Source organism: Pseudolysinimonas sp. (assembly GCF_051954455.1).
GTDB lineage: Bacteria > Actinomycetota > Actinomycetes > Actinomycetales > Microbacteriaceae > Pseudolysinimonas.
In genome coordinates this window covers 134,568-156,994 of record NZ_JBQCHS010000012.1, presented here as the reverse complement: position 1 = coordinate 156,994, position 22,427 = coordinate 134,568, and the positions used below count along the sequence as shown (strand labels likewise).

Below are 22,427 nucleotides of genomic sequence, written 5' to 3'. Positions count from 1 at the left end.
GCGACGTCGGGCAGACTGACGTCGTGCCGACCCGTCTCGTGATCGTCAGCGACACGCACGTTCCCCAGCGAGCGCGCAGCGTGCCGGAGCTGCTCTGGCGGGCGATCGAGACGGCCGACATCGTGATCCACGCCGGCGACTGGAACGCGCTTCCGCTCCTCGACGAGATCGAGGGGCGGGCGGCTCGGCTCGTCGCGGTGCGCGGCAACAACGACGGCCCGGAGTTCGACGACCGGCTGCCGGAGGAGGTGCACGTCGAGATCGACGGCATCCCGGTCGCCGTCGTGCACGACTCGGGTCCGTCGACCGGCCGGGAGGCGAGGATGGACGCGCGCTTCCCGGCGGCGCGGCTCGTCGTGTTCGGGCACAGCCACATCCCGTGGGACACCACGACCCCGGCGGGGCGGCGCCTGCTGAACCCGGGTTCCCCCACCGACAAGCGACGGCAGCCCACCGGCACCTTCCTCACCGCGGTCGTCGACGCCGGGGCGCTGCGCGACGTGGAGCTCGTGCCCATCCCGCGTTGAGCCCCCGCCCGGGTGGCACCCGAAGACGCGCTAGAACGCCCCCGCTCGCCGCGAGCACACTGGCGTCATGGGCACGGGGGCGGCCCGCGCGAGGGGAGCAGCCGTGGCTGCGGGCGGAACGACGATCGATGCGGCGCGCGAACGCGAGATCGCCGACGACAGGGCTCGCCTGAGCGCCGTCGCCCGGCAGCTCGCGGCCGGATTCCGAACGGCCCACCCCGGGCGCCGCCTCGCGCAGACGCTGATCGAGCTCGAGCCCCTCGGGTGGGCGGTGCTCGCCGACCGGCGCTGGCCCGGATCCCTCACCGCCAACATCGACCTCGTGCTCGTGGGCCCCGGCGGCGTCATCATCGCCGACGCCCGCGACTGGCGCGACGTCACGGTCGGCGCCGACGCCGTCGTGCGCGGGACGAGCGACGTCACCGACGAGATCGCGCGTTTCGCCGACCTCGTCTACCGCGTGCAGGGCCTCCTCGCCGAGGCCGGGGTCGCCCCCGGCGAGGTGAGCGGGCTCGTCGCCTTCCCGGGCCCCGACGCCCCGGACGCGCACCTGTTCGGGCTCCGGCTCCTCGGCGAGGCCGCCGCAATCGCCGACGTCGCCGCCCGCCCGCGTCGGCTCGACGAGCGCCGGATCGCCGCCATCCGCACCGAGATCGAGCGGATCCTCCCGCCCGCGGCGACGACCGGCCCGCTCGCCGTCGTCGTCCCGGACGCCGACGCGCCCCGACCGGAGCCCGCCGACGCCGACGCCGAGCTCCGGGATGCGGAGATCGACGTCGCCGCTCTCGAGCGGGCCCTGCAGGGCGCCGCCGCGGCCGAGCCCGTCGAGAGCTGGATGACCTCCCTCCACCCCGACCAGGCCCGCCTCGCGCGTCGCTCGTTCTCCGGTCCGGCCCGCGTGCGCGGCGCCGCCGGCACCGGCAAGACCGCCGTCGCGCTGCACCGGGCCGCGTATCTCGCCCGCACGACCGCGAGCCGCGTGCTCGTGACGAGCTACGTCCGCGCCCTCCCGCGCGTCCTCGCGGCCCGGATGCAGCAGCTCGCGCCCGACGTCGCCGACCGCATCGAGTTCGTCAACGTGCACGCCCTCGCCCGCCGCATCCTCGTGGAGCGCCGCGGCGAGATCGACATCGACCCGCGTCAGGCCGACGACGTCTTCCGCGAGCTGTGGGTGCGACTCGGCAGCGACACCCCGCTCGTCGCGATCGACCCGGCGCACCAGTACTGGCTCGAGGAGCTGCACCACGTCATCAAGGGCCGCGGCCTGACCCGGTTCGAGGAGTACGAGAGCCTCCCGCGCACCGGGCGCCGCCGGCCGATGAACCGCGAGCAGCGCGCGGCGATGTGGCGCCTCTACGTCGCCTACGAGCAGGAGCTGCGCCGCCGCGGCATCCTCGACTTCGACGACATCGTGCTGGAGGCGGAGGCGGGCCTGCTCGACGAGCCGCTCGACCGCTACGACGCGATCATCGTCGACGAGGCGCAGGACCTCTCCTGCGCCGCCCTGCGGCTGCTGCACCTGCTGGTCGGCGACCGGCCGGACGGGCTGCTCCTCGTCGCCGACGGCCGGCAGTCGATCTACCCGGGCGGCTGGACCCTCGCCGAGGCCGGCATCTCGGTCGCCGGCCGCGGTGCCGTCCTCACCACCAACTACCGGACCACCGCGGAGATCGCTGACTTCGCCGCCGCGATGCTCGGTGACGACACGGCCGTGGACCTCGAGGGCGCAGCCGACGACGAGCCCGCGACGAGCCTCCGCCACGGTCCCGAGCCGGTGCGCCGCACCTTCGAGTCGCGTGCCCTGCACGACGCGTCGTTCATCGAGCACGTCCGCGGCATCGTCGCGGCCGGCGGCCGCCTCGGCGACATCGGCGTGCTCGCGCTGTCGAACGTGGTGGCGCAAGAGGCCGCGGCCGCGCTCGAGGAGGCGGGCATCCGCGTCGTCGACCTCGAGCGCTACGACGGCCGCCCGGTCGACGCCGTGAAGGTCGGCACGATCAAGCGCGCCAAGGGCCTCGAGTTCACCGACGTGCTCGTCGTGCGGGCGCCCCTCCACCTCGTGCAGCCGATCGTGGGCGACGTCGACCCCGGCGTGGTCGAGCGGCGCGACCTGCAGCGGCGCGAGCTCTACGTCGCCATGACCCGGGCGCGCGAGCACGTCTGGGTGGGCGTGGCCTGACCCCGACCGTTCAGCGCTCGGTCGCGCGGAGCGACGCCTCCTCGGCGTCGATCGAGGCGAGCACCGCGAGGATCGCGGGCTCCTGGTAGCGGTTCTCGCGCCGCGCCTGGAGGACGGCCGCGCGCTCCGCCTGGATCATCGACCGGCGCAAACGCTGGTACGCCTTGATCGGGTGCTCCACGCCCTCCTCGAACGCGACGCCGTCGAGCTCGCCGTGGAAGTCGGCGGCCTGGCGCAGCTGCTCGACCACCCGCTCCGGGTCGTCCCCGGTCACGATGCGGTCGAGTTCCGCGGCGCCCGCCGCCTTCGCCTCGCTCATGAGGTTGCCGCGCTCGGAGTACTCCTGCGCGATGTTCGGCGGCGGCATCCGCAGCGCCCGCAGGATGAACGGCAGCAGCAGGCCCTCGAGGAGCGTTCCGACGACGACCACGAACGCCAGGAACTGCAGGAACGGCCGCTGCGGGATGTCGGGCAGCAGGAACGCCGCGACGAGCGTCACGACCCCGCGGATCCCGGCGGACGAGACGGCGGTCGCGCTCTTCCAGCTCCAGCTGCGCGCCCGGATGAACATCGGGCCGTGCCGGTAGAGCAGCGTCGTGCCGAACACCCACGCGGTCCGCGCGACGATGAGGGCGAGCAGGATCCCGACGCACGCGAGGACGGTCTGCCCCACGCTGTAGCCGCTGTCGAGCGCGCCGACGACGATCGGCCGGAGGTTCAGGCCGATGTAGAGGAACACCGCGTTCTCGAGCAGGTACTCGATGGTGCGCCAGTTGATCCGCTCGGCGATGCGCGCCTCCGCCGACTGCACGCTCGGCGAGCGGTAGCCGAGGAACAGGCCCGCGATGACGACGGCGAGCACGCCGGAGCCGTGCAGCAGCTGCGCGACGATGAACGCCAGGTACGGCGTGACGAGCGAGATGCTGGTGTCGAGCACGGGGGCGTGCAGCTGGCGCCGGATGAGCGAGAGAACCCAGCCGACGAGCAGCCCGATCCCGACCCCGACGACGACCTCGAGCACGAACTCCAGCGCGATCTGCCCCGGGTTCAGCACCCCGCCGATCGCGGTGATCGCCGCCGTCAGGGTGACGAGCGCGGTCGCGTCGTTGAGCAGGCTCTCCCCTTGCAGGATCGTGACGACCCGGCGCGGGAGCGGGGTGCGGCCCACGACGGCGGTCACCGCGACCGCATCGGTGGGGGCGATCACCGCGCCGAACGCGACGGCGGCGGCCAGCGAGAGCCCCGGCACGAGCGCCCACGTCGCGACGCCGGCGACGAACGCGGTCGCGATGACGAGGCCGACCGAGAGCAGCAGGATGCTGTCGCGCCGGGCCCGCACGTCGCGGAACGAGGTCTGGATCGCGGCCGCGAACAGCAGCGGCGGGAGGACCCCGTAGAGGATCAGGTCGGGGTCGAGCTCGATGTCCGGCACGCCCGGAATGAACGACACCCCCGCGCCGACGAGGACGAGCGCGACCGGCGCCGACCAGTTGACGCGTCCCGACAGCCCCGTGACCGTGACCGTGACGAGCACGAACCCGACGATCCAGATGATCGACTCGACCGTGGTGGTCATCGCGAGGGGCTCTTTCGGGGCGCCGGACGCATGGGCTCACGGTAGCGGAGGCGCGGGCGTGCCAGGATCGGCGTCGTGCGCGTGCTGGGGCGGACGGTGCCGCTCGGGGCGGCGCTCGTCGTGATGTACGCGCTGTCGCGCGCCGTCTCCACCGGGTTCCTGCTCCTGGCCTGGCTGCTCCCCCATCACCGCCCCGCCGCCTACCTGCAGCCGGGGCCGGGGTTCACCGGGTTCCTGAACGCGTGGGACGCGCTCTGGTACCGCGAGATCGCGCTGCACGGCTACCCCGAGCAGCTCCCGCTCTTCCCGAACGGCGACGTCTCCTACAACGCCTGGGCGTTCTTCCCGGTCTTCCCGGCCGTCTCGCGGGGCCTCATGACCGTGACGGGGCTGCCGTTCGAGATCGCCGGGCCGCTCGTCGCGACGATCGCCGGCGGGGCCGCGGTGTTCGCGCTGCACCGCGTCGTGCGGATGCGGTTCGGCACGCGTGCGGCGTGGTGGGCGTCGGTATTCTTCGCGTTCGGGCCGATGGCGTGGCTCCTGCAGCTCGCGTACGCGGAGTCGCTCGTCCTCTTCCTGATGTTCTGCGCGATCGCCGCGATGATGCGCCGGAAGTACTGGCTGATGATCCCGTTCGCGGTGCTCGCGTCGTTCACGCACCCCGGCGCCCTCGCGCTCGGGGCCGCGCTCGTCATCAAGGCGGTCGTGCGCCTGGTGCGGCGGCAGCCGATCCGCGCGCATCACTGGGCCGGGGCGGGGATGGCGATCGTCGTCGTGATCGCCGCCGGGCTCGCGTGGCCGATGATCGCGGCCGGGGTGACGGGCGACCCGAGCGCGTACTTCGACACCGAGTTCGCCTGGTGGCAGGACTTCATCGGGCGCACGGTGCTCGTCCCGTTCTCGCCGTCGTTCCGGCTCTGGACGCGAGTGCTCGGGGTGGGGGGCGCGGTGCTCGTCGCCGCGGTGCTGGCGGCGTTCGTGACGCTGATGGTGAGCCGCGCGGGACGGCGGCTCGGCACCGACCTGTGGGCCTTCGTGTTCAGCTACGGCGGCTACCTCGCGGCGGTGTTCCTGCCGACGCAGAGCCTGCTGCGGATGCTCATGCCGCTCTCGCCGCTGTTCGGGCATCCGTTCTTCACCGGCTCGGCGCCCCGTCGCTGGATCTCCTTCGGGCTCGGGGTGGCGCTGCAGTTCGTCGCGATCGAGCTGCTCTGGGTCGTCTACCCGCCCTGAGCGGAGGCGCGCAATAGGGTCGCAGCATGGCGCAGCGCGGTCCGACCCTCGCGGGCGTCGCGGACGAGCTGTACGCCCTGCCGCCGCAGGAGTTCATCGCCGCGCGCGACGCCCGGTCGAAGGAGCTGCGGGCCGGCGACCGGGACCTCGCGGATGCCGTGAAGGCGCTCCGCCGCCCGGCGCCGGTCGCGTGGGCGGTCAACCTGCTCGCCCGCGACGCCGACCTCCGCGACGTCGACCGGCTCGGCGAGCGGCTGCGGGCCGCGCAGGCCTCCGCCGACCGCGAGGCGCTGACCGCCCTCGGGCGCGAGCGCCGCGACCTGGTCCGGTCTCTGGCGGCGCGCGCCGGCGAGCTGGCCGACGCCGCCGGACGCGCGCTCGCGCAGGGCGTTCTCGACGAGGTCGCCGAGACCCTGCAGTCGGCGATGGCCGACCCGGAGGCGGCGGCCGCGGTCCGCTCGGGCCGGCTGCTCCGCGGGCTGGAGGCGGTCGGCTTCGACCCGGTCGACCTCGACGGCGCGGTGGCCGTCCCCGACGGCGCCGCGACGGCCCCGCGTCCGGCTCGGCGGACCGGCCCGCGCGCCGTGGTCGACCCGGAGGCCGAGCTGAAGCGCGCTCGGGCGGATGCCGACGCCGTGGTGGCCGATGCACGCCGCGCCGCGGGCCGTGCCGAGGCCGCCACCCGCGAGCTCGGCGAGCGCGCCGCGGACGTCGATCGGCGCCGCGAGGAGCTCGCGACCGAGGTCGACGATCTGGAGACCGAGCTGCGCGCGGCCCGCCGCGGGCTCGCGGGGGCCGAGCGCGAGCTCCAGCGCCTCGACCGCGATCGGGGCGGCGCCGAGCGGCGCGCCGACCAGGCGCGCGCGGCGCTCGCCCGCGCCGAGGCCGCCCGCGCGAAGCTCGGCTAGCCGCCCATCACCTGCCGCAGCACGAGCTGGAAGTCGCTCGGCCCGATCGCGATCGTGCCCGAGTACGGGTGATCCATGCTCGCCGTCTCGTAGATGAGCAGCCCGACGTAGAGCGCGATGAGCCCCGCCATGACGACGTGGATCGTGAGCCGCTTCACCTGGATGAGGGCGAGCATCACGGCGTTGATGACGGCGCCGGTCCAGAGCACGCCCCAGAGCAGCCCCGGCAGCGCGACCTCGGTGTCGGCGATGCGCGAGCGGCGGGCGGCGACGAACGAGTTGTACTCCTGGATGGTCTGCCCGAGCAGCGCCTGGTCGCCCGGCGAGCGCGGCTCGAGCGCGAGCAGCCGGGTCTGGAACGAGGTCAGCGCCGCGTTGCCCTCGTTCGGCGGCACGTCCATCCGCTGCAGCGGCCAGTCCTGGGCGATCACGATCTGCGTGTAGTGCCGCAGCCCGTCCTGCAGCGGCGCGCTCTGGTCGTGCGGGAATCCCGACACGTCGCGGTAGAGCGCCGCGAGCTGCGAGGTCTCGTTCAGCACGTCCTGGTGCACGGCGGTGAAGTTGTTGTAGACGGAGACCGCGACGAGGGCGAGCAGGATGCCGTAGAACAACCCGAAGGACGCGATCGCGTAGCCGAGCACGCGGTCCCACTCCTCGTGGTCGGCCGCCAGCCGGCGCACGAGGGGCCGCAGCGCGAGCAGCACGACGAGCGACAGGATCACGAACAGACCCACGAACAGCGGCAGCGACACGGCCTCCGGCAGGCCGTAGAACCAGTCCATGGCGACACCCTAGGCCGGGCTAGGCTCGCCCCATGGCCGAACCCTCAGACGGGCGCGTCGGCGTCTACCTCGACTTCGACAACGTCGTGATCTCGCGCTACGACCAGCTCTTCGGGCGGGGCGACTTCTACCGCGACAACGCCCGCCGCAGCGAGACGGACACCGCGAAGCAGCGGCTCGAGGAGGCGCGCGTCGACATCGGCGCGATCCTCGACTACGCGACCTCATTCGGGACGCTCGCCGTCACCAAGGCCTACGCCGACTGGTCGGCGCCGGTGAACGCCAACTACCGCAGCCAGCTCGTCAACCGCGCGGTGGACCTCGTGCAGCTGTTCCCGGTGACCTCCGGCGGCAAGAACGGGGCCGACATCCGCCTGGCCGTCGACGTGCTCGACGACCTGTTCCGCTTCGACGACCTGTCGACCGTGGTGCTGGTCGCGGGCGACTCGGACTACATCGCCCTCGCCCAGCGCAGCCGCAAGCTCGGCCGGACCGTCATCGGCATCGGCGTCGCCGGCGCGACGAGCCGGGCGCTCATGGCGGCGTGCGACGAGTTCATCGACTACGACGCGCTGCCGGGCGTCGAGCCGCACGCGCCGGCGCCGCGCCGTGCCGAGAAGACGGCGCCGGCCGTCGAGCCGGAGCCCGCGGTCGAGGAGCCGGTGGAGCCCGACGCGGAGGCGCCCGAGTCGTCGACCCCCGAGGGCGCCACGGCGCTCCTCCTCCGTGCTCTGCGCGTCGTCGAGTCGCGCGGCGACGACGACTGGGCCTCGAACTCGCAGCTCAAGAACCAGATGCTCCGCATCGACCCGACCTTCAACGAGAAGACGCTCGGGTTCTCGACGTTCACGAAGTTCCTCGACTCGCGCACCGACGTGATCCGGGTGAAGAAGGACGCCGCGCCGAACGGGCCGCGGGTGCAGACGAAGCGCTGACGTGACCGACGCCCTCACCGCGACCCTCATCGGGGGCCCGACGATCCTGCTCGAGGTCGCCGGCATCCGGATCCTCGTCGACCCCACCTTCGACCCGCCGGGCGAGTACCCGAGCGGTCCGAGCGTGCTGGTCAAGACGACCGGGCCGGCGCTCGGCGCTGCGGAGGTCGGCACGGTCGACGTCGTCCTGCTGTCGCACGACCAGCATCCCGACAACCTCGACCGGGCGGGCCGCGAGTACCTCGCCACGGTTCCGCTGACGGTGACCACGACCGCCGCGGCCGAGCGCCTCGGCGGCACCGCGCTCGGGCTCGCGCCGTGGACCCACACCGAGACGACGCTGCCCGACGGGCGCACGCTCACGATCGGCGCGGTGCCGGCGCAGCACGGACCGGACGGGATGGAGGCGAGCTCGGGCCCGGTGATCGGCTTCGTGCTCGCCGGTGACGGCGTTCCGACGACGTACGTCAGCGGCGACAACGCGTCGGTCCGGGTGGTCGAGGAGGTCGTCGACAATCAGGGCCCGATCGAACTCGCGGTGCTGTTCGGCGGCGGGGCGCGCGCGAAGCGGCTCGACGCCTACCTGACGCTGCGCGCGCATCAGGCGGTGAAGGCGGCCGAGCTGCTCGACGCCCGGGCGATCGTGCTCGTTCACGCCGAGGGCTGGGCGCACTTCACGCAGGGGCAGCAGGACTTCGCGGACGCCTTCGCGGCAGCCGGTCGGTCGGAGCTCGTGGTGCTCGCGCCCGGCGAGAGCCGCACGCTCTGAGGCGGCGGTCCCGCTAGCCGATCGCGGCGGCCTGGCCCTCCAGCGCCGCCCACCGCCGGTCGCCCGCGGCCTCGTCGCGCGCCTGCGCCGCGAGGCCGCGGTCGACGTGATTGCCGGCGAAGTAGGAGCCGTTCGGGGCGTCGACCCGGGTCGAGGCGAGCATCACGAGCAGGCGCGCGCCCTGCTCCGGGGTGTTGATCGCGGCGCGCACGAGCGGCGCGAGCGGGCTCTTGTCGAGGTTCGCGAACCCGGTCGCGACGGCGCCCGGATGGAAGGAATAGGACCGCAGCTCCGGCTCCCGCTTCGCGTACTGCCGGGCGAGCATGATGTCGGCGCGCTTCGCGGCACCGTAGGCGGGCGTGCCGCGCAGCCAGGCCTTGCCGTCGCGGTTCGGGTTCGCGGGGTCGACGGTGCCCCACTTGTTCGCGGCGCTGCCCGTGAAGATCAGCGTGGATCCCGACTCCCGCAGCGTCGGCAGCAGCGCGTTGGTGAGCACGAACGGCGCGAGCACGTTGTGCTGCCAGGTGCGCTCTACGCCGTCGGCGCTCATCCCGCGGGAGCTGATGATGCCGCCCGCGTTGTTGGCGAGCACGTCGATGCGCGGGTAGGCCGCCGCAAGCTTCGCGGCGAGCTCGCGCACGTCCGCGATCCGGTCGAAGTCGGCGACGAACGGGTCGCCGTCGACCTCGCGGGCGACGCTCGCCGTCCGCTGCGGATCGCGTCCGACGACGACGATGTCGTGGCCGAGCGCATGGAGCATGTGGGCGGCCGCGCGGCCGATGCCGGAGCTCGCTCCGGTGATGACGATGAGCACGCATCCAGTCTGTACCGTCGAGGCATGCACCTCCCCGAGCCGCAGCACGTCATGGCGAGCGACGGGGTCCGCCTCGCGACGTACGACTTCGGCGACGACCCGCTCGCGCCGGTCGTGGTCGCGGTGCACGGGTTCTCGTCGAGCGCCTCCGACAACTGGGTCGTCACGGGCTGGGTCCGCGATCTGACGCGCGCGGGCTTCCGGGTGCTGGCCTACGACCAGCGCGGCCACGGCGAGAGCGGCAAGCCGCACGACCCCGCGGCGTACTCCATGCGCCAGTTCGTCGCCGACCTGGAGTCGGTGCTCGACACCTGGATACTCGACGACGCCGCCTACCTCGGCTACTCGCTCGGCGGCCGGGTCGGCTGGTTCGGCGCGATCGCGCTGCCGCACCTCATCACCCGCGCGGTGCTCGGCGGCATCTCCGACGGCGACAGCCTCACGGGCTTCGACGTGGGGGCCGCCCGCCGGCACGCCGCCGACGGGTCACCGATCGCCGACCCGCTCACGCGCGCGTACACGAAGCTCGCGGAGCGCAATCCGCGCAACGACGTCGAGGCGCTCATCGCGCTCATCGAGGGCATGAACGGCGGAGCGCAGCCGGACCCGCACGAGACGCCCACGCAACCGGTGCTCTTCGCGACCGGCACCGAGGATCCCATCATCGACATCTCCCGGGAACTCGCGGCCGCGACGCCGCAGGGCGCCTTCCTCGAGATCCCGGGCCGCACCCACTTCAACGCCCCCACCTCGGGCGAGTTCCGTCGCGCGGGCGTCGCCTTCCTCCGCGGAGAGCCCCTCCCCCCGGTCGAACAGCCGCAAAGCACCCTCCCGCGGGTCGAGTAGGCGCGAAGCGCCGCATCGAGACCCCCGACACGGAAGCGGCCCGCTCGCCGAGATGTGGACGAGCGGGCCGAGGGTCGCCGGCTGGGAGTTCCGGCGACCCCCAGGATTCGGAGACCCTCGCTCCCCCGGTTTGGATCGATTCCGGACCTTTCTCAGCCCCGATCGTGCAGCGTGATCCGGTACCCGTCCGGGTCGGCGAACGTGAACGTGCGCCCGAAGGGACCATCGATCGGCTCCGCGACGATCCGGTGCCCGTCGGCGACGAGCGCGTCGTGGATGGCCTGCACGTCGGTCGCGTGCAGCCAGACCGCGACGCCGATGCCGGGCTGGTCGACCGCGTCGAGGTCGGTGCCGGCGACCAGGTCGCGGAGCGCGAAGGCGATCGGGGCGGTCGCGAACACGACCGCGTGCGGCGGGCCGGCCGGCGAGCGGACGAGGCCGAGGTAGCGCTCGTAGAACGCCTGCGAGGCGTCGAGGTCGCGCACCTGGAGGGAGATGAAGTCGGGGCCGGTCACGGGCATGGGAGGTTCCTCTCTCGTCGTGTCAGTTATCTGACACAAAGAGAGTATGTCAGGCTACTGACATGGTGGACGACTCCCCCGGCATCGACCTCGACACCTCGCTCGGCTACCTCCTCAAGGAGGCGGCGAGCGCCCTCCGCGCCGCGATGGAGGAGGCGCTGCGCCCGCTCGGCCTGACGGTCACGCAGTACTCCTGCCTCGAGCTCCTCGCGCAGCGCCCGGGGCTCTCCAACTCCGACCTCGCCCGCGGCGCGTTCGTGACCCGCCAGTCGATGAACGTGCTGCTGCAGGCGCTCGAGTCCGACGGCGTCGTCACGCGCGAGGCTCCGGTCGGCAAGGCGCTGCCCACGCGCCTCACCTCGAAGGGAGCCCGGATGCGCGAGGCCGCGAGCGCCGCCGTCCGCGGGGTCGAGCTCCGCATGGTCGCCGACCTCACCGCCGCCCAGCAGGCCGCCGCCCTCGATGCCCTCCGCACGATGACCGCCGCCCTGCGCACCCCCATGCGGGTCGAGTAGGCGCGAAGCGCCGTATCGAGACCCCGATTACACCCGCGCGAGCACCGCGCCGAGGTCGCCGCCCGCCGGCAGGGCTCCGTACAGGTGCCCGTACCGCGCCCCCTCCCCCAGCCGCGACTCGACGAAGAGGTCGGAGACGGCCGCCGGCGCGTGCCGGATCAGCAGCGACGCCTGCAGCGCGAGGGCGAGGTCGGCGACGAGCATGCGCGCGTTCGCGGCCGCGGTGACGGGGTCGAGGTCCGCCGCCTCGCGCACCACCTGCTCCGTGATCGCGAGGTGCTCGTCGAAGACCGGGTTCTCCCCCGCGGCGAGCGCGACCTCCGCGAAGAACGCGTCGACCGACTCCGGCTCGGTGTTCAGCGCCCGGATGAGGTCGAGCGCGATCACGTTGCCCGACCCCTCCCAGATCGCCATGACCGGCTGCTCGCGGTAGCGGCGCGCGAGCGGGAAGCCCTCCGTGTAGCCGTTGCCGCCGAGGCACTCGAGCGCCTCGTAGGCGTGGCCGGGGCCGCGCTTGCAGATCCAATACTTGGCGACGGCGGTCGCGATCCGCCGGAACCCCCGATCGCCGTCCGGCGCGTCGACGTCGTAGGCGCGGGCGATCCGCATCGCCGTCGCGGTGGCCGCCTCGGTCTCGAGCGCGAGGTCGGCGACGACCGCTGTCATCGCGGGCTGGTCGACGAGCTTCGCCCCGAACGCCGAGCGGTGGCGCACGTGCCACGCGGCCTCCGCGGTGGCCTGGCGCATGCCCGCGATGCTCCCGAGCATCGAGTCGAGGCGCGTGCCGGACACCATGTCGATGATCGTGCGGACGCCGCGCCCCTCCTCCCCGAGCAGGAAGCCGACGGTGCCGTCGAACTCCACCTCGGAGCTCGCGTTCGACTTGTTGCCGAGCTTGTCCTTCAGCCGCTGGATCGCGAACGCGTTGCGGCTGTGATCGGGAAGGATGCGCGGCACGAGAAAGCAGGTGACGCCCGCGTCGGTCTGCGCGAGCACGAGGAACCCGTCGGACATCGGGGCCGAGCAGAACCACTTGTGGCCGGTGAGCACGTAGTGGTCGTCGCTCTTCTCGGCGCGCGTGGTGTTGGCGCGGATGTCGCTGCCGCCCTGCTTCTCGGTCATCGCCATCCCGAACAGCGCGGACTTCTTGCCCGGCCGCAGCTCGGGGTCGTAGTCGGTGCTGAGCAGCCGCGGGATCCACTGCGCGGCGAGCGCGTCGCTGTGCCGGATGCTGGCGACCGCCGAGTGCGTCATGCTCACCGGGCATGCGTGGCCGGGCTCCACCTGCGCGAAGAGCATGAACATCGCCGCGCGCGCCACCTCGGCGCCGGGCCCGGGATCGTTGTGCGCGGAGGCGTGCGCACCGCGCTTCAGCGCCGCCGCGATGACGCGGTGATACGACTCGTCGTACTCGACCTCGTCGATGCGGGTGCCGTAGCGGTCGAACTGACGCAGCTGCGGCGGATTGGTGTTGGCCAGCTCGGCGTCGCGCTGGAACGCGGCGGTGCCGACGTAGCGGCCGGCCTCGCGGAGGCGATCCTCGGCCCAGGCGGCATCGTGGCGCAGGACGGCTTCGACGAGGGGGATGTTGGTGCCGTACTCGTCGACGTCGACGCGGGGCGGGGGTTGGTTGGTTACCTCGTGGGTCGCCATGGGATTGAGGCTACTTTGACAGCGGCGACATCATGGTCGGCATATGAGGATCGTTAGCGTCCGCACCGAGAACGTGGGCGGTTTGGTGGATGGGTACACCGAACTACCGAACTCAAGCGTGATCGCTCTCGCAGGCTCGAACGGATCCGGAAAGTCCCGCTTTCTCCGATGCCTCGCTGCTCCCTGGGTCTATCAGGGACCGGAACCGGCTGACCCGGAACGGGCCGCGGTGACAGAAGTGACGATCGAGTTCGACGCTGCCGAACAAGCTGCCCAGGCGAACTACGCGATTCAAACCGGAATAATCGCTGCAATCGGGATCCCGTTGGTAACGATCAAGAACGTGCGGAGCCCCTTGGGGGGCAACCGAACCGAGACTGTTCCGGCAAGTCACGCTTGGGTCGCAAACATGCTCAAACAGGAGCAGATCGCTCGCTTTGTCCCAAGCCTCAGCTTGGTATACGTGCCAGCGGAAAGACGTCTCAACTCATACAACAACCCGTTCACCATCGTAAGCCTGAGTCCCGAGGACAATGCTCGGAGTGTTGCGGCAATGCGCGAGAGCCAAGGCGGGTTTGGACTCCTCGACGATTACGAATTCGAGGACTACGCGCGAACGTTGTGCGTAGCGGCTTATCTCCCGAACGAACATGGTGCGATTGATGGCGCCGCACGTCAGGCCTGGGATCGCTTCAAGTCTGGAATCGATGAAATCTTGGCGCCCAAGAGGCTTCTCCCACTGACTCAAGAATATCCTTCGAGTCTTCGAATTCAATTGCCGAGTGGCCAAACTCACGGCATCGAGGGGCTGTCCAGCGGAGAAAGGCAAGCCCTCATACTCGTCAGTCGCATATTTCGGGCCGGCGAGGGCCACAGTTCGGTATTGGTTGACGAGCCCGACGCGTACCTTCACCCCTCTCTTAGCTCCAAACTCATGCGCGCCCTGAAACTGGGATTGCCATCCGACAGCAGGCTCATTGTCGCTACACACAGCCCCTCAATTCTTGACGACGTCGAACCGACGGCGATCCTTCGGTTCGAGCAGGCCCAAAGCCCGTCTACCGTCCGCACCGACGATGAGCGTCTGCAGCTATATAGGCAGGCAGGATTCCGCGCAAGCGCGCTCACTCAGAGCGACTTTCTGGTAGTGACCGAAGGAGACCTCGATAGGGCAGTTCTCGGGGACTTGATCCCAGAGATGTCGCGGGGAGCGAGCCGTTCGGCAGGAGGTCGAGACCTTGTGCTACGAGACGTCGCCGCCTTGAAGCGATTTGAACTACCCATCATTGGTGTCGTTGACGCGGACGTCCTCGCGGCGCGTCCGTCGCCCGCAATCTCGAACAATGTACACGTTTGGTCAAAAGCCGATATTGAAGGCGTATTACTGTCTTCTTCCGAATTTCTTGCCGCTGCAATTGAGACTCGGTTGATCGATCCTTCTATTACCGATCCCTCCTACCTTCGGGAATATTTCCGAAACCTGGCCCTCGCTCGGCAAGAAGAAACAATCAGAGAGTTTGTTGTCAGGTGGCTTCGCGCACGGGCTTCCGCAGAATGGCCCTCTCCGCAACATGAGGATATTGAATCGGCACTCAAATCCGTTGGACGATCGCTATCCGCCGCCGTGAGCCAGGAAAGCATCGCTTCAGCCTTTGAAGAGGCGCACCGAAAATGGGAAGAAAATGCTACGGAGCCACTCGCGCTAGTAAGGGGGAAGCACCTTCTCAGTTCTGCGCGAAGCGCCGGTGTGGTGATGACTACCACCTCCGAAAGCTTTATCCGTGCGGCTCTGGTCAGCCGCCCCCGCATCCCAGAGATTGAATCGGTGAATGCAATGCTTTCCAGCCTTACGTCGTAGCTGCCGCGGACATCCAGCCGCCCTCGGCACGTACGCGGAATCGCCGCGAGCGCATCTGCCTTGAGGCGCTCGCTGAGCGTCCACCCATCACCACTCCGCCTTCCGCAGCATCGGCCAGTTCTGCGGACGAAACCGCCCCGCCCACTTCGACACCCCGAGCGTTTCGGTCGCCGGCAGGTGCAGCTCCGCGATCGTCCCGTCGTCGCGCTTCGCCCGCACGACGAGGCGCAGCCACGTCACGCGCCCCATCCCCCAGGTGAACATCATCGCCCAGCGGTCGAGGCCGTTGAGCACCCGCTCCTCGTGCCGCGGGCGGTCGCCGGGCGCGACGGCGAGGTTCGTGATCCGGTCAGCCGGGATCCGCAGCACCACCGGCCCGGTTGACGATGGCAGCAGCGCCACGCCGGCGTCGTCGATGCGGATCCACAGCCGCTCCGGGATCCCGCGCAGCACCGCCTCCGGGTCGCCGAACATCGGGCCGGCGTCGCGGAGATCGCGCTCCAGCGTCGGGGTGCGCCACGAGCGGATCAGCAGCGGTGCGAGCTCCTCCGTCATGTCAGCCGAACCTAGCGCGCACCCGCGCACCCCTCCGCCGCGATTCTTACCGTCTCCTTACGATCGACCGTCCTCGCTCTGATCCGGGGCGAGCATTCTGCGGTCATGGAGAGCTCGCCCGCCGCCCCGATCGTCGTCTCCTATGGCGCGGCCGATGTGCCGGAATCGTGGGAACTCGTGGCACGGGCGCTCGACGGAGCCCACCCCATCGAGGTCCCCCGTCGCGTCACCGGCACCGACCCGGTCGCCCAGCTGCTGGCCGTCATCGAGGCGCAGCCGGTGCCGCCGATCGTGATCGGGCACTCCTACGGCGGCCTCCTCGCCCGCCTCGCCGCGGGCTACGCGACCCGGCCCGTCGCGGGGCTCGTCCTCGTCGACGCGACCTCCTCCCGGGCCGCCGCCTCGCCGATGGCCCGCACCGTGCTCGGGTCGGCAGCCCTGGGGCTGCGGCTCGCGAAGCCGCTTGCCCGGACGCCGCTCGGATGCGTGCTCCTCGACCGCGACGCGGTGCGGTTCGTGCCCCGGCAGCGGTCGCTGCGGCAGGAGCTCGGCGCGGAGGGCTACGCCGCCTGGTGCGCGGAGATCCGACGCGGGATCGCCGACGGCACCGCCGCCGCGGAGCTCGCGGCCGTCGTCCCCACCGCCGCGCGCGCGGCGGGCCTCACCCCGACGAGCGCGCCGATCGCCGTCGTGCACAGCCGCAGCCTCACCCGGCGGCTCGAGCGGCCCGCCGCGACGACCACCCGGCGCGCGATCCACGTGACCGACACGCGCGACGGGTTCCACAACATCCACCTCGTCCACCCGGAGGCGATCGCCGACGCCGTGCGGGTGATCGCGGCGCTGACGGCCGACACCCCGGCCGCCGACGAGGAACCGGCCGTGGAGCCGGTTGTTGCCGAGCCGGTTCTCACCGAGGCCGCCTAACGCGCGACCGCCTGCGGGAGGAATCCCTCCAGCGCCGCGAGCAGCACTTCGGGGGTCTCGAGCTGCGGCACGTGCCCGGTGCGCTCGAGCAGCTCGAAGCGCGCGCCCGGGATCGCGGCGGCGTAGGCGCGACCGTAGTCGGCATCCGCGATGCGGTCCGACTCGCCCCACACCACGAGCGCGGGTACGTCGACCGCCGCGAGCCGCTCCCGCAGGGTCGGGTCGGTCATCCCGCCGCCGTAGACGGCGAGCGCGGCCTGGTTGCCGAGCAGGATGTCGCGCGCCGCCGGCGGAAGCGCGGCCGGGTCGGGAACAGTCGCCTTCGACGGGTCGTGCCACGCGAGCTGCGCGAGCTCGGCCGGCGACGACGCCTGCGCGACCGGGTGGCCCTCCACCTCGATGCCGACGCCGTTCACGATCGCGAGGCGGCCCACGCGGGGCGAGCGCCGCAGCGCCAGCTCGGCCGCGATCCATCCGCCGATCGAGTTGCCGATCACGGTGACGTCGGTGAGGTCGAGCGCGTCGAGCAGGCCCGCGTAGAGCTCTGCGAGGCCCGCGACGGAGTCGAGGTGCTCCGGGCGCTCGGTTCCGCCGAAGCCCGGGTGCACCGGCACCATGACGCGGGAGCCGGTGCGCTCGGCGAGCAGGTCGGCGAATCCCGTGACGGAGACCGGGCCGGCCCCGCCGTGCAGGAGCAGGATCGCGGGGCCGTCGCCGCGCTCGTCGGCGGTCAGGGGCACGTCGCCGCGCGAGGTGGGGACGGTGAGGGTGAGCGGGGTCGTCATGGCGGTCAGGCTATATCAACATGCTTATATAAACAAGCTGACTTCTGCGCTACGGTGGTGCCCGTGGCGACATCCCTCTCCGAGCTCGGGCTCACGGTCAAGCGCGTGCAGGCCAAGCAGCACCGCACGGCGACCGAGGCCCTGCGCCCCCTCGACGTGACGCTCGTCCAGTGGGATGCGCTCCGCCACCTCCACGCGAATCCGGGCGCGTCGCTGCACGGCCTCGCCGTCCTGACCTTCCAGACTGACCAGGCGTTCGGCACGCTCGCGGCCCGGCTCGAGGCGCGGGGGCTCATCACCCGCCAGAGCGGAGCGGGGCGCGCGATCCGTCCGGAGCTCTCCGCGGAGGGTGAGCGGGTCTACACGGCGGGGCAGCGGATCCTCGACGGCGTGCTCGCGGAGCACTTCGCTCCGCTCGGTGCCGACGAGCGCGAGGCGCTCGCGGGGATGCTCGCGCGGCTGCTCGAGGGGTGAGCGCCGCGCGGGTGCGTCAGGCCTGCGCCCGCTCCAGCACGAGCTCCCGCACGCGCGCCGCGTCGGCCTGGCCCTTCATCGCCTTCATCACCGCGCCGATGACCGCGCCGGCGGCCTGCACCTTGCCGTCGCGGATCTTCTCCAGCACGTCGGGCTGCTGCGCGAGCGCCTCGTCGATCGCCGCGATGAGCGCGCCGTCGTCCGAGACGACCTTGAGGCCGCGGGCGGCGACCACCTCGGCGGGCGTCCCCTCCCCCGCGATGACGCCCTCGACGACCTGGCGGGCGAGGCGGTCGGTCAACTCGCCCGACTCCACGAGCGCCACGATCTCCGACACCGCGAGCGGGGTGATGAGGGAGGCCGGCTCGGCGTTCCGCGCATTCGCGAGGCGGGCGATCTCGCCGGTCCACCACTTGCGGGCCTGGGCGGGGGCGGCGCCGGCGGCCACCGTCTCCTCCACCTCGACGAGGAGGCCGGAGTTCTGCACGTCCTGGAACTCAAGGTCGGTGAAGCCCCACGCGTCGCGCAATCGTCGACGTCGGACGGCCGGCGCCTCGGGCAGGGTCGCCCGCAGCGACTCGATGAGCTTCGGGTCGGGTTCGATCGGAAGGAGGTCCGGCTCGGGGAAGTAGCGGTAATCGTCCGCGTCCGACTTCGGGCGCCCCGGCGACGTCGTGCCGGTGTCCTCGTGCCAGTGGCGGGTCTCCTGCGTGATCGTGCCGCCGGCGGCGAGGATCGCGGCCTGGCGCTGGATCTCGTAGCGCACCGCGCGTTCCACGGAGCGCATCGAGTTGACGTTCTTGGTCTCGGTGCGGGTGCCGAGCTTCTCCTGCCCGCGCGGGCGGAGGCTGACGTTCGCGTCGCAGCGCAGGTTGCCGCGCTCCATGCGCGCCTCGCTGATGCCGAGGGCGCGCACGATGTCGCGGATGGTCGACACGTAGGCCTTGCCGACCTCGGGAGCGCGCCCCTCGGCTCCGATGATCGGCTTCGTCACGATCTCGACGAGCGGCACGCCCGCGCGGTTGTAGTCGACGAGCGAGTACTCAGCGCCCTGGATGCGGCCGGTCGAGCCGCCGACGTGGGTCAGCTTGCCGGCGTCCTCCTCCATGTGGGCGCGCTCGATCGGCACGGTGAAGACGGAGCCGTCCTCCAGCTCCACCTCGACGGAGCCCTCGAAGGCGATCGGCTCGTCGTACTGGCTGATCTGGTAGTCCTTCGCCAGATCGGGGTAGAAGTAGTTCTTCCGGGCGAAGCGGCTGCTGCTCGCGATGCTGCAGCCGAGCGCGAGGCCGAGCGAGATCGAATACTCGACGGCGGTCTCGTTGACCACCGGAAGGCTGCCCGGGAGCCCGAGGTCGACGGGCGTGATCTGCGTGTTCGGCCCCGCGGACTCGTTCTCGCTGTTGGCCGGGTTGGGCGCATCCGAGAACATCTTCGTCTTCGTCGACAGCTCGACGTGCACCTCGAAGCCGAGCACCGGCTCGTACAGCTCGAGGGCCTTGTCGAAGTCCATGAGATCCGCCTGGGCCATGGGTTCGATCCTATTTGCGCGGAGAGGGGGCGGTCGTCCGCCGCGATCCCTCCCCAGGCGCTCCCGCGCCGACTTCTTCTACTACCGAACATATGTTCGAAGGTCGAGAATGGACCCATGGACCTCGCGGCGCTCGACGATCGGCAGTTGCTCGATCGTCAGCGTGCGCTCGCGCTCGACCGGCGGCGGCTCGACGCGGAGCTCGCGGCGGTGGCGGCGGAGATCGCGCACCGGTCGCGGCGTGAGCTCGGGCACGAGGGGCTGGCGCAGCGGCTCGGGGCGCGGACGGCCGAGCGGCTGGTGCAGCAGGTCGCGCGCGTCTCGGCGCACGACGCGGGCGTCATGGTGCGCGTGGGCGGCCTGAGCGGGCCGGTCGCGGCGGCCGTGTCTGCCGGCTCGCTGTCGCTTGATGCCGCGGACGTCATCCGCGCGGTGCAGACGCCCGCACTCGAGGAGCAGCTGATCCGGGATGCCGGCTCGCTCCCGCCGGACCGGCTCGCCGCCCACGCGCGGCGCCTCCGCGACGACCTCGACCGAGCCGGCGTCGCCGAACGCGAGGCGGAGCTGCGGGAGCGGCGGTACCTGCATCTGACGCCGCAGGCGGATGGGATGACGCGGGTCTCCGGGCTGCTCGATCCGGAGTCGGCGGCCGTGGTGGCCGCGGCGGTGGATGCGGCGACCTCGCCGCGACGCGGGGTGCGGTTCGTCGACCCCGCCGATCGCGCCCGGGATGAGGCGCTGGCGGCAGCCGACGAGCGCACGCTCGAGCAGGTGGCGGCCGACGCACTCGTGGAACTGGTGCGCATCGGATCGGCGGCGGGCGCGGAGGATGTCCTCGGGGCGCACCGGCCGTCTGTGAGGGTGCACGTGACCTTGACCGACCTCGAGTCGCGGCACGGCTCGGGCGAGTTCGAGGGGCAGACCGCGGGAGTCTCCATCGCGACGGTCGAGCGGCACGCGTGCGCGACGGGGGTGGTGCCGATCGCGTTCGACCGCGACGGACAGCCGCTCGACGTCGGGCGCGATCAACGGCTCTTCACGGCGCGGCAGCGGATCGCGCTGGCCGCGCGCGACGGCGGCTGCCGGTTCCCGGGGTGCGATCGGCCGCCCTCCTGGTGCGAGGCGCATCACGTCCGGCACTGGTATCGCGACGAGGGGCGCACCGACGTGGCCGACGGCGTGCTGCTCTGTCGACATCACCATCTACTCGCGCACAACAACGGGTGGCGGGTGGTGCGCGACGGCGCGCGGTATGCGGTCGTGCCGCCGCGGTCGGTGGATCCGGCGCAGCGACCGGTGGACGCGCCGCCGAAAGGTGCGTTGGCGCGACGATACGCGGTGAGCGCGTGACGGGGGTGTGCGAGCGGGGCGGGACTCTCGCGCGGCGAGCCGCCGAGTGGCAGGCTCGCCGCGTGAGCGACGGTGCGCGTCACCTCATCGGGCCGGGGCGGTCTGCGATCGGGTCGGCGGCGGGGTCGGCGACGGGGTCGGAGACGTGGTCGGTGCGGCGGCGTCGCGGAGGCCGCGCGTGACGTTCGAAGTGTCCGCCGACGATCGCGGAGCGCTGACGACGGGCGCAGGTTGCGGGGCTGGATCCGGGGCCGCCCCGATCTGAAACACGACTCTCGACAGCCCTCAACACGGCCGAAACACGCCGATGCGACGCTGAAGCATGTTCGAAGTCGACGACGACCAGGCCGGGAGCGCAGCCCCCTGGGCGGACAGGCTCGCCGGTGTGTTCCTCGCCCGGCTCGCACCGCGGCCGGCGATGCACGCCCTCGACGTCTGCGCCGGCACGGGGGCCCTCACGGAGCCGCTCGTCGACGCGCTCGGCATCGACGCGGTCGCGGCCATGGCGTCGACACCCTCCGAGGCCGATGCGCTCGCGGCGCGACTGCCGGGGCTGGAGGTGCACCCGGGCGACGGACGCGAGCTCCCGTTTCCGGATCACGTCTTCGGGCTGGTGGCGGCCCAGCTCGTCGTACACCGCATGGCCGACCCGGTCGCGAACCTCCGCGAGATGGCGCGGGTCGCCGCCCCGCACGGCCACGTCGCCGCGACGGTCTGGGACCTCGCCGGGCACCGCGCACCGCTCTCGCTGTTCTGGGAGGTCGCCGGCGAACTCGACCCCGACCTGAGCGACGGGTCGACGCTCCCCGGCGCGTGCCGCGGCGCCCTGGAGCAGCTCCTCGCCGACGCCGGCATGGACCACGTCGAGGGCGGATCGCTTCGCGTGCACCTGCCCTACGACGACCCCGAGGACTGGTGGTGCGGTCACGTGCTCGCCGACCCGGCCGCAGCCGCGTACGTCGCGTCCCTGGACCCGGCCGCGCAAGGGGAGCTGCGCCGGCACTGCGTGGAGCGGCTCCACGACGGACCCGGTGCGATCGAGGCGACGGCGTGGCTCGCCGTGGCGACCGTCTGAGCCTCGCGACTGTCTGAGCCTCGCGACCGTCTGCGCGCGGCCCGCATCGCCCGGCGCACCGACGGACGCGGTGGCAGAGTGGCGGCATGAGCGGTACCGACGAGCTGCGCACCGAGTCCCCCGCACGGTCCACCACGGGATCCACCACCGGGCCCACCGCCGAGTTCTACGCCGGACTCGCGCGCGAGATCCTGCAGCACTACCCGCGCGGTCCGGTAGCGGTCGCGGTGACCGGGCCCGAGGCCGCGACCACCCGCGCGGTCGCAAACGCATTCGCGGAGGCGGTCGGCGAGCTCGGGCGCCGTGCGGCGCGTGCCGGCGGGAGCGGTGAGTCGCCCGACGCGGCGCGTGCCGAGATCGCGTCCTTCCGCGGTGCCGGGGGCGACGTGCTCGTGGTCGACGGACCGCAGCTGCTGCGTCCCGCGCTCCGCGGCTCGTGGAACGCGAGCATCTGGCTGGAGAGCGGTCCCGTCCTCGCCGGCGAGGCGCTCGAGTCGGAGCGCGCCTACGTGCGCGACGGCGACCCGCGGGGCGCGGCATCGGCCGTGCTGAACGTCGCGGACCCCGACCGCCCGCTGCGCGTCTTCTCCGATTCGTGCTGACGGGCCGGTGCT

General features: G+C 72.1%; 22 protein-coding genes. 14 read left to right on the top strand and 8 right to left on the bottom strand.

The genetic code is table 11. From position 1 onward, the window contains the following. Nucleotides 1–23: 23 nt before the first annotated feature. Both ACTHM3_RS04715 and ACTHM3_RS04710 read left to right on the top strand, forming a co-directional pair. Entirely contained in the window at nt 24–527 is a 504-nt protein-coding gene (locus tag ACTHM3_RS04715; protein ID WP_440404938.1) for a metallophosphoesterase family protein, read from the top strand. A gap of 103 nt (nt 528–630) precedes the next feature. Next, nucleotides 631–2,706 carry a UvrD-helicase domain-containing protein gene (locus ACTHM3_RS04710; RefSeq protein WP_440404937.1) on the top strand — a complete coding sequence of 692 codons (2,076 nt, stop codon included), beginning with the start codon at nt 631–633 and terminating at the stop codon, nt 2,704–2,706. Nucleotides 2,707–2,716: 10 nt separating this feature from the next. On the opposite strand, the gene ACTHM3_RS04705 is transcribed toward ACTHM3_RS04710, so the two are convergent. Beyond that, entirely contained in the window at nt 2,717–4,282 is a 1,566-nt protein-coding gene (locus tag ACTHM3_RS04705; protein WP_440404936.1) for a cation:proton antiporter, read from the bottom strand. Nucleotides 4,283–4,357: 75 nt separating this feature from the next. Here ACTHM3_RS04705 and ACTHM3_RS04700 point away from each other — a divergent pair, with 75 nt between their 5' ends. Then, nucleotides 4,358–5,515 carry a hypothetical protein gene (locus ACTHM3_RS04700; RefSeq protein WP_440404935.1) on the top strand — a complete coding sequence of 386 codons (1,158 nt, stop codon included), beginning with the start codon at nt 4,358–4,360 and terminating at the stop codon, nt 5,513–5,515. Nucleotides 5,516–5,541: 26 nt separating this feature from the next. Next, entirely contained in the window at nt 5,542–6,423 is an 882-nt protein-coding gene (locus ACTHM3_RS04695) for a transposase (protein ID WP_440404934.1), read from the top strand. On the opposite strand, the gene ACTHM3_RS04690 is transcribed toward ACTHM3_RS04695, so the two are convergent. Next, nucleotides 6,420–7,205: a bestrophin-like domain gene (locus tag ACTHM3_RS04690; protein WP_440404933.1), complete on the bottom strand. Its 786-nt coding sequence runs from the start codon at nt 7,203–7,205 to the stop codon at nt 6,420–6,422. The genes ACTHM3_RS04695 and ACTHM3_RS04690 overlap by 4 nt on opposite strands. A gap of 32 nt (nt 7,206–7,237) precedes the next feature. On the opposite strand from ACTHM3_RS04690, the gene ACTHM3_RS04685 reads away from it, so the two are divergent. Next, nucleotides 7,238–8,140: an NYN domain-containing protein gene (locus ACTHM3_RS04685; RefSeq protein WP_440404932.1), complete on the top strand. Its 903-nt coding sequence runs from the start codon at nt 7,238–7,240 to the stop codon at nt 8,138–8,140. A gap of 1 nt (nt 8,141) precedes the next feature. Then, nucleotides 8,142–8,909, top strand: coding sequence for an MBL fold metallo-hydrolase (locus ACTHM3_RS04680; protein WP_440404931.1), 768 nt, complete (start codon nt 8,142–8,144; stop codon nt 8,907–8,909). A gap of 13 nt (nt 8,910–8,922) precedes the next feature. On the opposite strand, the gene ACTHM3_RS04675 is transcribed toward ACTHM3_RS04680, so the two are convergent. Next, nucleotides 8,923–9,723, bottom strand: coding sequence for an SDR family NAD(P)-dependent oxidoreductase (locus tag ACTHM3_RS04675; protein WP_440404930.1), 801 nt, complete (start codon nt 9,721–9,723; stop codon nt 8,923–8,925). A gap of 24 nt (nt 9,724–9,747) precedes the next feature. Between ACTHM3_RS04675 and ACTHM3_RS04670 the strand changes: the two genes are divergently transcribed. Beyond that, nucleotides 9,748–10,569: an alpha/beta fold hydrolase gene (locus ACTHM3_RS04670; protein WP_440404929.1), complete on the top strand. Its 822-nt coding sequence runs from the start codon at nt 9,748–9,750 to the stop codon at nt 10,567–10,569. Between the two features lie 152 nt (nt 10,570–10,721). Here ACTHM3_RS04670 and ACTHM3_RS04665 read toward each other — a convergent pair whose 3' ends face one another. Beyond that, entirely contained in the window at nt 10,722–11,090 is a 369-nt protein-coding gene (locus ACTHM3_RS04665; protein ID WP_440404928.1) for a VOC family protein, read from the bottom strand. A 62-nt stretch (nt 11,091–11,152) separates the two neighbouring features. Here ACTHM3_RS04665 and ACTHM3_RS04660 point away from each other — a divergent pair, with 62 nt between their 5' ends. Next, entirely contained in the window at nt 11,153–11,605 is a 453-nt protein-coding gene (locus tag ACTHM3_RS04660) for a MarR family winged helix-turn-helix transcriptional regulator (RefSeq protein ID WP_440404927.1), read from the top strand. A 27-nt stretch (nt 11,606–11,632) separates the two neighbouring features. On the opposite strand, the gene ACTHM3_RS04655 is transcribed toward ACTHM3_RS04660, so the two are convergent. Beyond that, nucleotides 11,633–13,258, bottom strand: a complete 1,626-nt coding sequence (locus ACTHM3_RS04655) for an acyl-CoA dehydrogenase family protein (RefSeq protein ID WP_440404926.1) — start codon at nt 13,256–13,258, stop codon at nt 11,633–11,635. Between the two features lie 238 nt (nt 13,259–13,496). Between ACTHM3_RS04655 and ACTHM3_RS04650 the strand changes: the two genes are divergently transcribed. Next, nucleotides 13,497–15,116 (top strand): ATP-dependent nuclease, encoded by a 1,620-nt coding sequence (locus ACTHM3_RS04650; RefSeq protein WP_440404925.1) that lies wholly within the window; start codon nt 13,497–13,499, stop codon nt 15,114–15,116. A gap of 87 nt (nt 15,117–15,203) precedes the next feature. Here the strand turns inward: ACTHM3_RS04650 and ACTHM3_RS04645 are convergent, their stop codons facing one another. Further along, a complete protein-coding gene (locus tag ACTHM3_RS04645; protein WP_440404924.1) occupies nt 15,204–15,671 on the bottom strand; it encodes a hypothetical protein in 468 nt (155 codons plus the stop codon). Nucleotides 15,672–15,776: 105 nt separating this feature from the next. On the opposite strand from ACTHM3_RS04645, the gene ACTHM3_RS04640 reads away from it, so the two are divergent. Beyond that, nucleotides 15,777–16,598 carry an alpha/beta fold hydrolase gene (locus ACTHM3_RS04640; protein WP_440404923.1) on the top strand — a complete coding sequence of 274 codons (822 nt, stop codon included), beginning with the start codon at nt 15,777–15,779 and terminating at the stop codon, nt 16,596–16,598. Here ACTHM3_RS04640 and ACTHM3_RS04635 read toward each other — a convergent pair. Next, on the bottom strand, nt 16,595–17,383 hold the full coding sequence (locus tag ACTHM3_RS04635) for an alpha/beta fold hydrolase (protein WP_440404922.1): 789 nt from the start codon (nt 17,381–17,383) through the stop codon (nt 16,595–16,597). The two genes, ACTHM3_RS04640 and ACTHM3_RS04635, sit on opposite strands and share 4 nt — an antisense overlap. A 63-nt stretch (nt 17,384–17,446) precedes the next feature. On the opposite strand from ACTHM3_RS04635, the gene ACTHM3_RS04630 reads away from it, so the two are divergent. Beyond that, a complete protein-coding gene (locus ACTHM3_RS04630) occupies nt 17,447–17,857 on the top strand; it encodes a MarR family winged helix-turn-helix transcriptional regulator (RefSeq protein ID WP_440404921.1) in 411 nt (136 codons plus the stop codon). 16 nt (nt 17,858–17,873) lie between these two features. On the opposite strand, the gene gatB is transcribed toward ACTHM3_RS04630, so the two are convergent. Continuing rightward, nucleotides 17,874–19,388 (bottom strand): Asp-tRNA(Asn)/Glu-tRNA(Gln) amidotransferase subunit GatB, encoded by a 1,515-nt coding sequence (gatB, locus tag ACTHM3_RS04625; RefSeq protein WP_440404920.1) that lies wholly within the window; start codon nt 19,386–19,388, stop codon nt 17,874–17,876. Nucleotides 19,389–19,505: 117 nt separating this feature from the next. Between gatB and ACTHM3_RS04620 the strand changes: the two genes are divergently transcribed. The 3 genes from ACTHM3_RS04620 to ACTHM3_RS04610 all read left to right on the top strand — a co-directional run bounded on the left by ACTHM3_RS04620 (nt 19,506) and on the right by ACTHM3_RS04610 (nt 22,415). Next, complete coding sequence (locus ACTHM3_RS04620; RefSeq protein ID WP_440404919.1) at nt 19,506–20,738, top strand: DUF222 domain-containing protein; 1,233 nt, start codon at nt 19,506–19,508, stop codon at nt 20,736–20,738. Nucleotides 20,739–21,060: 322 nt separating this feature from the next. Beyond that, nucleotides 21,061–21,813, top strand: a complete 753-nt coding sequence (locus ACTHM3_RS04615) for a class I SAM-dependent methyltransferase (RefSeq protein WP_440404918.1) — start codon at nt 21,061–21,063, stop codon at nt 21,811–21,813. An 86-nt stretch (nt 21,814–21,899) separates the two neighbouring features. Beyond that, on the top strand, nt 21,900–22,415 hold the full coding sequence (locus ACTHM3_RS04610; RefSeq protein ID WP_440404917.1) for a hypothetical protein: 516 nt from the start codon (nt 21,900–21,902) through the stop codon (nt 22,413–22,415). Nucleotides 22,416–22,427: the final 12 nt, after the last annotated feature.